The 13400-nt window shown below is 71.3% G+C and carries 7 protein-coding genes; 3 read left to right on the forward strand and 4 right to left on the reverse strand.

Features of this window, described 5'->3' with window-relative positions; translation table 11 throughout:
- Positions 1–37: 37 nt before the first annotated feature.
- Complete coding sequence (locus KY572_RS07065; RefSeq protein WP_224241649.1) at positions 38–1462, reverse strand: RtcB family protein; 1425 nt, start codon at positions 1460–1462, stop codon at positions 38–40.
- Between the two features lie 333 nt (positions 1463–1795).
- On the opposite strand from KY572_RS07065, the gene KY572_RS07070 reads away from it, so the two are divergent.
- Positions 1796–3475 carry a hypothetical protein gene (locus KY572_RS07070; RefSeq protein WP_224241650.1) on the forward strand — a complete coding sequence of 560 codons (1680 nt, stop codon included), beginning with the start codon at positions 1796–1798 and terminating at the stop codon, positions 3473–3475.
- A gap of 3 nt (positions 3476–3478) precedes the next feature.
- On the forward strand, positions 3479–4675 hold the full coding sequence (mltA, locus tag KY572_RS07075) for a murein transglycosylase A (RefSeq protein ID WP_224241651.1): 1197 nt from the start codon (positions 3479–3481) through the stop codon (positions 4673–4675).
- A 21-nt stretch (positions 4676–4696) separates the two neighbouring features.
- On the opposite strand, the gene KY572_RS07080 is transcribed toward mltA, so the two are convergent.
- The 3 genes from KY572_RS07080 to KY572_RS07090 are packed head-to-tail and all read right to left on the reverse strand — an operon-like array spanning position 4697 to position 7171.
- Positions 4697–5584, reverse strand: coding sequence for an alpha/beta fold hydrolase (locus KY572_RS07080; protein ID WP_224241652.1), 888 nt, complete (start codon positions 5582–5584; stop codon positions 4697–4699).
- A gap of 6 nt (positions 5585–5590) precedes the next feature.
- Positions 5591–6712, reverse strand: a complete 1122-nt coding sequence (locus tag KY572_RS07085; RefSeq protein ID WP_224241653.1) for an alpha/beta fold hydrolase — start codon at positions 6710–6712, stop codon at positions 5591–5593.
- An 18-nt stretch (positions 6713–6730) separates the two neighbouring features.
- Positions 6731–7171: a hypothetical protein gene (locus tag KY572_RS07090; protein ID WP_224241654.1), complete on the reverse strand. Its 441-nt coding sequence runs from the start codon at positions 7169–7171 to the stop codon at positions 6731–6733.
- A gap of 174 nt (positions 7172–7345) precedes the next feature.
- Here KY572_RS07090 and KY572_RS07095 point away from each other — a divergent pair, with 174 nt between their 5' ends.
- Complete coding sequence (locus KY572_RS07095; protein ID WP_224241656.1) at positions 7346–13354, forward strand: Ig-like domain-containing protein; 6009 nt, start codon at positions 7346–7348, stop codon at positions 13352–13354.
- Positions 13355–13400: the final 46 nt, after the last annotated feature.

The following is a 13400-nucleotide window of genomic DNA, read 5'->3' on the forward strand; positions in this document are numbered from 1 at the left end:
GAGGGCCCCCGCCGACAGCTTCCGGCGGCGGCTGTGCTCAGGCCTTGAACGTCAGCAGCGGGGCCAGCCGAGCCACCTCGCGTACGATGCCGGCCTCCACCTGAGAGGCCACCACCGGGCCGATGGGCTTGTACGCCGCGGGAGCCTCCTCGATGCGGCGCTCCTCACGCAGGGTGATGCAGTCCACGCCGGTGAGCCCCAGCGCCTCGTCCCGCCTGTCCGCCCCACCCCGCGCCATGGAGAAGCGCGAGCGAGCCCGCCCCGCGCCATGGGAGGCAGAGGCCAGCGCCGCCGCGTCGCCACACCCCACCATCAGGTAGGACGACGCCCCCATGGAGCCGGGGATGATGACGGGCTGGTCCGCCTCGGCCGGGCAGGCTCCCTTGCGCGCCAGCCACCCGCCCTCCCACGGCAGGGTGATGTTGTGGGGCACGTCGTAGACGAGCGGGGCCTCCACGTCGCCGAACAGCTCGCGCAGGGTGTGGCGCAGCAGCTCGGCCAGCAGCAGCCGGTTGAGAAAAGCGTAGTTGGCCGCGGTGGCCTCGGCCCGGAGGTACTCCGCGACCAGGGCCGGCTCCGCCAGCGGGAGGATGCCGCTCTCCGGGAAGGCAGCCCCCGCCGGCCACGCCGCCCGCGCCCGATCCAGCCACGCCATGCCCACGTGCTTGCCCACGTCCCGCGAGCCAGAGTGGATCATGAACGCGAGCTGGCCCTCGCGCACACCCCACTGCCAGGCCCGCGCCCGGTCCGCCACGGCCTCCACCCGCTGCACCTCGACGAAGTGGTTGCCACCACCGATGGTGGCCAGGCCCGCGTCCCGCACGACGCCCGGCTTGACGAGCCCCGAGGGGGCCCAGGCCGGATCGCCCTCCAGCGCACCGCCCAGGTGGATGCGGGTGGACTCCCGGTCGAGCTGCGCCAGGTCCGCCCGGGCCGCGCAGCCCAGCGGCTGCTCCATCGTCTCCAGGAGCCAGCCGGGGATGCCGTCGCGCAGGAGCGCCTCGGCGGCCCGCGAGGACATGGCCACATCCCGCGTGCCGAAGAAGTAGTGGCCCTTCATGCGCTCGACGAAGGCATCGCGCCGGGCGAGGAAGGCTTCCACGCCCAGGTCGGCGACGTGCAGGCGCATGCCGCAGTTGATGTCGGTGCCCACCGCGGCGGGCACCACCAGGCCCCGCGTGTGCACCACCGACCCGATGGCCACGCCGGAGTCTCCCGGGTGGAAGTCGGGGGTGGCGCGCACGCGCAGGACGGCACCACCACCAGGGTGCTTCAGGGCGGCGAGGTTGGCGAGCTGCCGGAAGGCCTTGCCCTCCACGGGCAGGTCCGGCGGGAGGAGGACCTCGGCGGGCGGCGAATGCGCGTCGCCCTGGAGGCGCAGGGTGTAGAGGCGACCGTCATAGGTCACCTCGAGCCCCTCGCGGGCAAGTGCCCGCAGGAGCCGATTCAGGTTCGGCTGCATGACCCAACTCGGAGCTACCTCGCGCCCGGAAGAACGCGAGGGGACGTGAACGATGGAGTGAGGGACCTCGGGTCAGCAGCCGCGGTCGCGGGACGGCGCGAGGCCGTCCTTCGAGCGCCCCGGACGCCGGCTCCCATGCGCCGCTGACAGCCCCGGCCCTCCTCCCTCGCGAGCCCAGGGGTGCTTCCAAGGGCCGACCGGCTGCCTCCCTTCCGGACGGACATCGTTGGATTCGCGCCAGAATGGGCTTTCAAGGGTAGAAAGGCACCCGTCCCCGACCGTGGCCACTGGACCCAGGGGTGGGTCCATTGCACGATGTGGGAGGAACTGCCCATGGCGACCAAGCAGAGGGGTTCTCTACCCCCGGTGCTATCCACCGAGGAGACTCGTGTCCGGCCTCCCGAGGAGGAGGACGAGGGAGCAGCGGAGCTGCCTCCCGAGCCTCCCACGTGGGACGAAGAGCGGGACTCGACACGGCTGCTCCCCAACACCGCCCCCCCTCAGGCCGACTGGGACGAGGAGGTGGATGACGCGACGCCGCCCATCCCTCGGAAGGTGGCTCCCGTTCCCTACTCGGACGATCCCGACGTCCAGGGGCCGGACGAGGCGACGCGGAACATTCCCCTCAACGCTGGAGCCCGCCCCGCCCCGAGGGATCCAGACGACTCGACCCGTCCCATCCCTCGCAAGACCGGGACTCGCCCGGCCGTGCAGGATCCGGACGACTCGACCCGTCCCATCCCTCGCAAGACCACCTCCCGCCCCGCGCAGGAGGAGGACACCGACGATGCGACGCGGAACATCCCCCGCAGGACCAGCAGCCGCCCCGCGCTGGAGGAGGACACCGACGACGCGACGCGGAACATCCCTCGCAGGACCAGCAGCCGCCCTGCGTTGGAGGAGGACACCGACGACGCGACGCGGAACATCCCCCGCAAGACCGGCACCCGCCCTGCCCTGCAGGATCCGGACGACGCGACGCGGAACATCCCTCGTAAGACAGGGATGCGCCCGGCGGTGCAGCCCTCGGACGATGCGGGGCGGAGCAGCGCTCGGAAGTCCGGCTCCGGTCCCTCGCTGACGCGGGAATCCCCCCTGCCCTGGGACTCGGGAGAAGAGGACGCGGCCGCGGTCCCCACCCGCGCCCAGTCGCTGCCCCCCATCACCTCGGGCCCTTCGCAGGCCCTCGTGTCGCCTCCGAGCGGGCCCCCGGTCCTGGTCCCCATCAACACGGAGCCCCACTACATTCCCCAGGCGCCCATCGTCCCGGTCGTCACCCAGCCCGGCTACGTCCCCCCGCCGCCGCCGGCCCCGAGCCCCGTCTTCACGGCGCCCAACTACGTCCCACCGCCGCCTCCCGTCCTGACTCCCCTCGTCACGGCGCCGCACCTCGTGCCGGCGACCCAGCCCATTCCCGCGGGGGCGACTCCGCCGGGAGAGGAGCTCCGGACGACGTTCTCGAACAAGGCGGCGATGGTCGCCGACCTCGTCAAGGCGACGTTCGCGCGCCGCAGCTATGGCGCCGCGCCCTACCGGCTGAAGATCGACGAGCCGGACGGTCCCAGCACCGCCGGTGGCCTCCATGCCCGGCAGCCCATCTCGCTCGTGGCGAACCTGGAGTCGGCTCCCGCGGTCGTCTGCGGCTGGGTGGACGTGGCCAAGAAGGAGGCCCAGCTCCGCAGCCATGGCGTCGTGGTGAAGCGGCACAACGCCCGCTACCCCCAGGCCCTGGACATCACCGAGGAGGAGTACGACCGATTCCTCAACGAGCTGGTGGAGACCCTGTTCTACGGCGGCATCAAGATCATGGTGCAGGTCCCGGATGATCCGGAGCCGACGCAGGCGCAGGGCTCGCAGGCGCAAGGGGCCCAGGCCAACAAGAGCCGGAGCTCGGGTGGCTCGAAGCTGGGGACGCTGATCCTCGTGCTGCTGACTTTCGCCCTGGGACTGGGCGTGGGCATGAACATGGAGCGGATCCAGGCCATGTTCCAGAAGACGGAGTCCGGGCAGTAAGCCATGACCTCGCGCTGCATGCGTCTCGTGTTCCTGCTGGCGGCCTGCTTCCTCGCGACGGGCTGCCCACGGCCCTGGACGCCGGCCACCAGGCCGGAGGAGGCCCTGCGCGAGCCGTCCCGGCTGATGGAGCTCCGGGATGATGGCGAGCCCGAGGCGCTAAAAACGGCAATCGCGGAGAGCCTGACGTGGCTGAACACCCGCTCGGCGGATGAGCGCTTCGTCTTCGGCCCCCGGACGGTGACGGCCCGCGAGCTGCGCGCCGCCCTGGAGCACCTGCGCTCGCGCATCACCGATGGCCTCACCTCCGCGGAGCTCACGACGCGAATCCTCGAGGTGTTCGAGCCGCTGGAGGCCGCCGGAGGCGAGGACGGCCTGGTGCTCTTCACGGGCTACTACGAGCCCTCGATCGAGGCGAGCCTCACCCGGACCGAGGAGTACGCCACGCCCATCTACGGGGCGCCGAAGGATCTGATCGAGGTCCCCCTGGAGCCCTTCGCCGAGCGCTTCAAGGCCGAGCGCGTCTTCGGGCGGCTCGACGGGCGGAGGCTGGTGCCCTACTGGAGCCGGGGGGAGATCCGGGGTGGGAAGCTGAGTGGCCAGGGGCTGGAGCTGGCGTGGGCGAAGGATCCAGTGGCGCTCTTCTTCGTGGAGGTGCAGGGCAGCGGCACGCTCCGGCTGCCGGACGGCACGGAGCGGCGCATCGGCTATGCCAGCTCGAACGGGAGGCCCTACCGCAGCATCGGCTCGCTGCTCATCCAGGAGGGCGCCATCCCGCGCGAGGCCATGTCGATGCAGGCCCTGCGCGCGTGGCTCGCGGCGAACCCGCGGCAGTGCAACCGCGTGCTCGACTTCAACGAGTCCTACGTCTTCTTCCGCTTCCTGGAGAGCAGCGCGGTGGGCTCGCTGGGCAGGCCGGTGACCACGGGGCGCTCCATCGCCACGGACGCGAAGCTCTTCCCGCGCGGCGCGCTGGCGTTCCTGCAGACCGAGCGCCCCGTGCGGCAGCCCGACGGGACGGTGGCGTGGAGGCCCCTGTCCCGGTTCGTGCTCAACCAGGACACGGGCGGCGCCATCAAGGGCGCAGGACGGGTGGACGTCTTCTGGGGACGCGGGCCCGACGCCGAGCTGGCCGCAGGGATGATGAAGCAGAAGGGGCGACTGCTCTTCTTCGTCCCGCGCCGCACCGTGGCCCGGTAGCGGGTCATCGGAGCCCTGCTGTCACTCGGGCCGAGCGAGCGGCGTGAGGATCTCCTTCCAGTGGGTGAAGATCGAGAAGTGCCCCCCACCGGGGAGGAAGTGCTGCACCGTCCGAGGGATGCGAGAGGCCAGGTAGCGGCCCATCTGCGGCGGGACGATGCTGTCTGCCTCCCAGTACCAGAGGTGCACCTCCGGGCGGATCTCCTCCAGCCGGAAGCCCCAGGGCGAGACGAGGATGTGGGCCTCGCGCCGCATGCCCCGCACGCCCTGCCGGGTGGCCTCCATGCGCCAGCCCTGCACCTGGGCGGCGATGGCCGGATTCGACAGCGTGGCCCGGTCATCGGGCGAGCAGTGCGCCATGACTCCCGCGAGCGCGCGCCGGGGGTTGCTGCGCACCGATCGATCATGCAGGGCCATGATGGGGTGGAGCAGCCACTCGGGCCAGGCGGCCAGCGTGTACGCGTTGCGGTAGTCGCGGTTGACGCCCTTCATGGCTCCGGGCCTGTCGAACGGCGCCGCTCCCGAGACGATGGCCGCGCGAGTCACCCGCTCGCCCAGGCGCCAGGCACAGGCCGCGGCGTAGGGCCCCCCCGCGGACACGCCGAAGAGGGCGAAGCGCCCCAGCCCCAGCATGTTGGCGAGCTGCTCGAGGTCCGCGGGGCAGTCCAGCAGCGTGCGCTCGGGCTGGTAGTCGGAGAGGCCATACCCCGGCCGGTCCGGGGTGATGAGCCGCACGCCCAGGCGATACGTGAGGCTGTCATCCGGGTGCCGCATGTAGCGCGAGCCCGGGTTGCCATGGAGGAAGAAGATCGGCGCGCCCGAGGGATCTCCCGACTCGACGAAGGCGAGCCTGCGTCCGTCCTTGAGGCGGATGGAGCCTTCGCGCGGCGGCATCATCGGCATCTTCATATCGCGTCAGGACTCCATCGGCCGCGAGCGAGCGGCAATCCACTCCGAGATGGCGGGCCACACCTTGGTGGGGCTCTTGCTCGAGGCCGACAGGCCGATGTGGCCCACGGGGAAGCGCAGCGTCTGGGCGTCCTGGGAGCCCACCAGCCCGGGCAACGGCTCGCTCATGGGCGGCAGGGCGATGGTGTCCTGCTCGGCGATGACGTTGAGCAGTGAGGCGCGGATGCGGCGCAGGTCCACGCGCTCGCCCCCCACCTCCATGCGGCCCTGGCAGAAGAGGTTCTGCTGGTAGCAGTCCTTGATGTACTGGCGGTAGACCTCGCCCGGGAACGGGACGGCGTCGGCGCCCCAGCGCTCCATGGCGAGGAACGTGGTGACGTACTCGGGCTCGTCGATGTGGCGGCACACGTCCAGCCACCGCGTCATGCGCTGGACGGGGGCGGCCATGAGGAAGCCACTCTCCAGCACGCGCGAGGGCACGTTGCCGTAGGCATCCACGAGCGAGTCCACGTCGAAGTGGTCCGGCTGCGTCCACAGCGCGTACACACCGCCCTGGCTGAAGTCCACGGGGGTGGCCTGCGCCACGAAGTTGCGCACCCCCTGGGGGTAGAGGCTGGCGTAGGCCAGGGCGAGCGTGCCGCCCATGCAGTAGCCGTAGAGCGTCAGCTCCTCGCTGCCGCTGGCGCGCAGCGTCCACCGCACGGCCTGGCGGACGAGATCTCCCAGCAGGTCCGCCCAGGACAGGTGCTGCTCGTCCGGCCCGGGCACGCCCCAGTCGATGGCGTAGACGTCGAAGCCGGCGCGGGTGAGGTACTCGATGAGGCTGCGGCCGGGCAGGAAGTCCAGGATGTACCAGCGATTGATGAGCGAGTAGGCGAAGAGGATGGGGGTGCGCCAGCGGCGGTGGGGCGCGGAGTAGCGCAGCAGGCGCATGCTGCCGCGCGTATAGACGACCGAGTGCGGAGTGGGGCTGATGGGCGGCTCGCGCACGCCGGAGGCCTTCTCGATGATGGGCCGCAGGTACGGATAGGGGTTGAGGGGCCGCTCCTGGACGACCTGCGCGAGCGATCGGGACAGCTCGACCTGGCCCGAGACGAAGGAGCGGAAGCGCTGGAAGGTGCTCGACATGGGGCGATCTCGAGAGGCTCAGCTGCCGTGTCGGCGGGTGACGGGCTCGGGCGGAGGAGACTCCTGGAGCGAGTCGGAGCCCCGGGAGGTCCGCTCCTGGCGCTCGAGCAGCTCCACGGCCATCTCGAGCTGCGAGCCGAGCGCCTCCACCTGGTGGCTCAGGCGGCGCACCTGATCGCGCATGGTCTCCATGTCGGAGACCGCGGGCAGGCGCAGCGCCTGGAGCACCCGCTCCTGCAGGGCGTGGCGGCGGATGCGCAGGTTGAACCCCTGACGCATGACACCACCGCTGATGCGCAGCCAGGTGGGGCTCTCTCCCAGCTTCGAGGTCACCTTGGTGAGGCCGCGCTCGGCCTTGGAGAAGACCCGGCCGGAGCGGGTCTCCGGGCTGGTCAGGCGTCCGACGAGCTTGAGGCCACGGGCCAGGAGCCCCTTGCGAGGGCGGGAGGGGTTGCTCATGGCGCACAATCTAGCCAATTGGCGGCGAGGGCACTGCCCCCTCTCACCCAGCCTGCACGCCTGGTCACGCCTCCCGGCGATCCCCCTACCCCCCTCCCTCCTCAAGAGCCACTTACGCCCACCTGCTCTCGCGTGACATGGTCTGGCCCCCTCTCAGTCCCTGCCGAGCCTGTCTTGAGCCCCTCTCCGTCGACCCGATCCCTCCTGCTCGCAGCCCTCCTATCGCTCGGAGCCGCCTGCCGCGAGCCGGCCTCTCCTCCCGCCACCCGGACTCCGCCCCCCCGCGTCTCCTCCGATGCCACGGGCGCTCCGTTCGATCTCGGCTCGGTCCTCCACCGGGTCCACTTCGCCTATCGGCAGGAGGGCGACACCTGGACCGCCGGGCACAGCACGTGGTCCGCACGGGTCACCGAGGCAGGCCTCACCTTCACTCCCCGCCACGCCCCGCCGACCGGGCTCCTCACGGGGGCTCCGGTCACCTTTGGCGCGGCGGTCCTCTCGCGCGGCGGAGTCGGGTTGGACAGCACCGCCAAGGGTGGCTCCGTCTCGCGGGAAGGCGCGCTCACCCTGGCGCGAGGCGCGGTGGAGGAGCACCTCCAGAACGGCGAGGACGGCATCGAGCAGCGCTGGCGCTTCACCCGTCAGCCCCAGGGCCAGGGAGACCTGCTCCTCCGGGTGCCGGTCCGCGGGCTCCGTCTCGCGGGAGAGACGGTTCGGGGCGTGCACTTCGCGGACGCTTCGGGGCTGGGCGTCCGCTACAGCCATGCCACCTGGACGGATGCCTCCGGACAGCAGCGGGAGATCCGCGCTCGCGCGGTCGCGGAGGGCGTGGAGTTCCAGGTCCCGACCGAGGTGCTGGCCAGCGCGAGCTTCCCGGCCATGCTGGCGCCCACCATCTCTCCGGAGTTCGGGCTGGACACGCCGGTGACGGCTCCGGGCGGTGGAAGCCAGACCGCGCCCGCGGTGGCCTCCAACGGCACGGACTACCTCGTGGTCTGGACGGACGACCGCGGCGGTGACGTGGACATCTACGGCGCCCGCGTGAGCCAGGACGGAGCGGTCCTGGATGCGCTCGGCATCGCCATCAGCACGGCGATCAACGCGCAGCAGGCTCCGGCGGTGGCCTTCGACGGCACGAACTACCTGGTCGTCTGGAGCGACGGCCGGCGCGGCAGCGGCAATGACATCTACGGGGCCCGGGTGAGCCCCGCCGGCTCGGTGCTGGAACCCAGCGGTCTGCCGCTCGCCACCTCCACGGTCTTCACGCTGCAGATGCGCGCCCCGGCGGTGGCCTTCGACGGCATGAACTACCTCGTGGTCTGGGAGGAGAAGACCGGCTTCAACGGGCTCACCAACCTCAATGGCCTGCGCGTCAGCCCCGCGGGCACGCCCCTGGGCAGCCCGCTGCTCGTGTCGAGCGCGACCGGGAACCAGCTGGCGCCCGCGCTGGCCTTCGATGGCACGAACTTCCTGGCGGTCTGGCAGGACGAGCGCGCGGGACAGGGAGACATCTATGGAGCGCGCATCTCGTCGGCGGGCACCCTGCTCGACTCGACGGGCATCGCCATCAGCACGACGCCGCAGCTCCAGGCCAACCCCACGGTGGAGTTCAACGGCACCTCCTACCTCGTCGTCTGGGAGGACTACCGCAACGCCTCCACGGGCACCGACCTCTTCGGCGCTCGGGTGGCGCTCAACGGCACCGTGCTGGACTCCGCCGGGCTGCCGCTCTTCGCGCTCGCGTCCAACCAGACCCAGCCCGCGCTCACGCGCCAGGGCACCCAGTACCTGCTGGCCTGGCAGGATCTCCGCTCGGGCTCCAACGACGTCTACGCCGCCCGGCTCAATTCGGCGGGGGTGGTGCAGGATGCGGCGGGCCTGCCGCTGATGGTGGCGCCGGGCGAGCAGTCCACGGTGGCGGTGGCGAGCAACGGCACCACCCCCCTCGTCACCTGGGGCGACGCGCGGACGCTCGACATCGTCGGCACTCGCGTGAGCGCGGACGGCACGGTGCTGGACCCGAGCGGTGTCACGATCAGCCTCGCCACCAACAGCGAGACGAGCCCGGCGGTGGCCTTCGATGGCACCAACTACCTGGTCGTCTGGCAGGACAACCGCGGCAGCGGGTTCGATCTCTACGGCGTGCGAGTCAGCGCGAGCGGCACGGTGCTGGATGCCACGGGCCTGCTCATCTCCGGCTCGACCGGCCACCAGCGCAACCCGGCGGTGGCCTTCGATGGCAACAACTACCTGGTCGTCTGGGAGGACACGCGCAACGGCCCCTCGAGCGACATCTTCGCGGCGCGGGTGAGCCCGAGCGGAACGGTGCTGGATGCCAACGGCCTGCCGCTCTGCCAGCGCTTCAGCCCGCAGGAGCACCCGGCGGTGGCCTTCGATGGCAACAACTACCTGGTCGTCTGGGCCGACGCCGGCACCAGCGCCGCCCGAGACATCTACGGCACGCGGGTCAGCAGGACGGGCACGGTGCTCGACACGGCCTTCGTCGGGATCAGCACGGACGCGAGCGACCAGGCCACGCCGGCACTGGCCTTCGATGGCACCAACTACCTGGTGGTGTGGAACGACTGGAGGAACAACTCGACCGCGGACGTCTATGGCGCGCGGGTGACGCGAGCAGGCGCGGTGCTCGACGCGACGGGAGTGCTGCTCGCCGGAGGCACCGAGGCCCAGGCCGATCCGGCGGTGGCGTTCGACGGGACGAACTACCTGCTGGTCTGGTCTGACTACCAGTCCTTCCCCAGCTCGAACCTGTACGCGCGGCGGGTGCGGACGGCGGGGACACCGCTCGACTCCTCGCCCATCACGGTGTCCTCCGCGCCGGGCCATCAGCAGCGGCCCTCGGTCGTGTACGACGGAGCGAGCTTCCTCGTCGCGTGGCAGGACGAGCGCGGTGGCGCGGGCGTGGACCTGTACGCCGGGCGCGTCTCCCGTACCGGTGCGGTCCTGGACGGCGAGGGCTTCATCCTCTCGGCGGGCACCGCGGACGAGACCTCGGTCACGCTCGCTTCCGGAGGTACGCAAGGCCTGCTCGCGGTGTACCAGGTGACGGACGCGTCCCTGGGGAGCAACGTCCAGCGGCTGAAGGCACGGCGGCTGTCGCCGGGGGACTCGACCAACACCCCGCCCACCGCGCAGTCGCAGAGCATCTCCACGGAGGAGGACGTGGCGCTCGCGCTGGAGCTCACGGGCAGCGATCCCGAGGGCGCGACGCTCTCCTATACGGTGGTCACGCCGCCCTCGCGCGGCGCGCTCACGGGCACGGCCCCGAAGCTCACGTACGTGCCCGGGCAGAACTACAACGGCTCGGACAGCTTCACGTTCACGGTCTCCGACGGACAGGCCACCTCGGCTCCCGCCACCGTCTCCATCACCATCACCCCGGTGAACGACACCCCCGTGGCCTCCGCGCAGTCCGTCACCACCCCGGAGGAGACGGCGAAGGCGATCGTCCTGTCCGGCTCGGATCCAGAGAACGACCCCGTGACCTTCACGGTGGTGTCGGGCCCCAGCCACGGCACGCTGACGGGCACCCCGCCCAACGTCACCTACACGCCCGCGGCCAACTACTCCGGGCCGGACAGCTTCACCTTCGCGGTCTCCGACAGCACGGGGACGTCCGCTCCGGGGACGGTCTCCATCACGGTGACGCCGGTGAACGATCCGCCAACGGCCATGGCCCGCTCGCTGAATGGTCCGGAGGACACGCCCATCCCCATCACGCTGTCGGGCGCGGATGTGGACGGAGATCCGCTCACCTTCGCCATTGTCACGCCGCCCGCGCACGGCGCGCTGACGGGCACCCCGCCCAACGTCACCTACACTCCTGAGGCGAACTACTTCGGTCCCGACAGCTTCACCTTCACGGCCTCCGATGGCGTGGCGACCTCGGCCCCGGCCACCGTCTCGCTCTCCATCAGCCCGGTGAATGACGTCCCGGTGGCCTCGCCTGGCTCGCTGAGCACTCCGGAGGACACGCCGCTTCCCGTCACCTTGGTGGCCTCGGATGCGGAGGGAGAGCCGCTGACGTTCGCCATCGCCTCGCTGCCCGCGCACGGCGCGCTGACGGGCACCCCGCCCAACCTCACCTACACCCCCGCGCCGAACTACGTCGGGCCGGACAGCTTCACCTTCACGGCCTCCGATGGCACGAGGAGGTCCGCTCCGGCCACGGTCTCCATCACGGTCACGCCCGTGAACGACGCGCCCGTGGCGAACTCCCGCTCGCTGAACACGCCGGAGGACACGGCGCTCACGCTCACGCTCTCGGGCACGGACGCGGAGGGAGATGCGATCACCTTCGCCGTGGCCACGCAGCCCTCGCACGGCACGCTGACAGGCACTCCGCCCAACCTCACCTATATGCCCGAGCTGGGCTACCACGGCGCGGACAGCTTCACCTTCACCGCCTCGGACGGCATGGCGCCCTCCGCCCCGGGGACCATCTCCATCTTCGTAGCCTCGGTGAACGCCACCCCCACCTCCTCGAGCAGCTCGGTCACGACGGTGGAGGACACTCCCGTGGGCATCACGCTCAACGGCGCGGACGAGGACGGAGACATCCTCTTCTTCACGGTCACGGTTCCGCCCGCGCACGGCACGCTGAAGGGCACTCCGCCCAACCTGACGTACACGCCGGCGCTGAACTACTCCGGCTCGGACAGCCTCACCTTCACGGTGACGGACGGTCAGGCCACCGCGGCGCCCGCCACCGTCTCCATCACCATCACCCCGGTGAACGACGCGCCCGTCACCACGGCCCAGTCGCTCAGCACGAGGGAGGACACGGCCAAGGCCATCACCCTCACCGCCGTGGATCCGGAAGGAAGCCCGGTCACCTTCGCCCTGGTGTCCAGCCCCAGCCACGGCACGCTGACGGGCACCCCGCCCGACCTCACCTACACCCCCGCGCCGAACTACGCCGGGCCTGACAGCTTCACCTTCACGGCCTCGGACGGGCAGGCGACGTCGCCCGCCACCACCATCTCGCTGACCGTCACGGAGAACAATGACCTCCCGGTCGCGCTGGCGCAGACGCTCACCGTCGCGGCGGGCAGCCCGACGGCCATCGCGCTGGATGGAAGCGACGTGGACGGAGAGGAGCTCACCTTCGCCATCGTGTCCCACCCCGAGGCGGGCAAGCTCACCGGCACTCCGCCGGACATCCTCTATACGGCGCCTGCGAGCTTCCGTGGCACCACTCGGTTCACCTACTCGGTGAGCGACGGCAAGGCGATCTCCTCGGCCGAGGTGCAGCTCACCGTGGAGGAGCGCTCGCTCACGGTCAGCGCGGCGGTGGACACCCTGCGTCCGGCGCAGGGCCAGCAGGTGCGCTTCTACGCCAACGCCGTGGACGCGGCGGGGGCGGACATCGCGCTCCAGTGGGACTTCGGCGACGGCCAGACGTCCCAGGAGGATCTGCCGGTCCATGCCTTCGCGGCTCCGGGCACCTACGAGGTCAAGCTCAAGGCCTCCACGGCGACGGAGGAGGCCTCCACGGTGCTCCGCGTGCGGGTGCGCGCCGCTGCCCCCATCCTGCTCGCGGCGGACGCTCCCGCCACGGCCCCCATCGTCGGTGTCGAGGGCTCCGCCTTGTCCTTCGGCATCAGCGATCCGCAGTCCGGGACCACGTACACCTGGGACTTCGGAGACGGCACGCCCGCCGCCACCGGCGCCACCGCCTCGCACACCTGGGCCGATAATGGGAGCTTCACGCTGAAGGTGACGGCCACGGATGGAAGCAGCACCCGTCAGGTGGCCTCGCGGAGCGTGCTCGTCCACAACACGCTCCCCGTCCCGCTGCCGCAGGAGAAGCTGTCGGCCACCGCCGGCCAGCAGGTCTCGGTCCAGCTCTCGGGCTCGGATGCGGCGGGCGCCAGCGATCCGCTCCGCTGGGAGCTGGTCACCGGAGAGGGCTCGCTGACTCCCGATGGCGCCTTCACCTGGACGCCCTCGCAGGACGGGCTGGCCACCGTCATCACCAAGGTCATCGACGGGGACGGCGGCGAGTCACGCTTCGCCTTCCAGGTCTCCACGGGAGACGGCCCCTCCGAGCCGTCCGAGGGCTGCGGCTGCGGCGCGAGCTCTAGCGGTACCTCGGGAGCCCTCGCGCTGGGGATGCTGCTCCTGGCGCTCGTGGCCTCGGGGCGCAGGGCCCGGAGCTGAAGCGGCGCGGGGCTCGGAATCCCCCCTGGATTCCGAGCCCACCGCA

Source organism: Hyalangium gracile (genome assembly GCF_020103725.1).
GTDB classification, from domain to species: domain Bacteria; phylum Myxococcota; class Myxococcia; order Myxococcales; family Myxococcaceae; genus Hyalangium; species Hyalangium gracile.

Excerpts from the sequence above, each read along its gene's own strand:
- KY572_RS07065 (WP_224241649.1), bottom strand. The coding sequence starts at position 1,462 with ATGCAGCCGAACCTGAATCGGCTCCTGCGGGCACTTGCCCGCGAGGGG.
- KY572_RS07070 (WP_224241650.1), top strand. The coding sequence starts at position 1,796 with ATGGCGACCAAGCAGAGGGGTTCTCTACCCCCGGTGCTATCCACCGAG.
- mltA (WP_224241651.1), top strand. The coding sequence starts at position 3,479 with ATGACCTCGCGCTGCATGCGTCTCGTGTTCCTGCTGGCGGCCTGCTTC.
- KY572_RS07080 (WP_224241652.1), bottom strand. The coding sequence starts at position 5,584 with ATGAAGATGCCGATGATGCCGCCGCGCGAAGGCTCCATCCGCCTCAAG.
- KY572_RS07085 (WP_224241653.1), bottom strand. The coding sequence starts at position 6,712 with ATGTCGAGCACCTTCCAGCGCTTCCGCTCCTTCGTCTCGGGCCAGGTC.
- KY572_RS07090 (WP_224241654.1), bottom strand. The coding sequence starts at position 7,171 with ATGAGCAACCCCTCCCGCCCTCGCAAGGGGCTCCTGGCCCGTGGCCTC.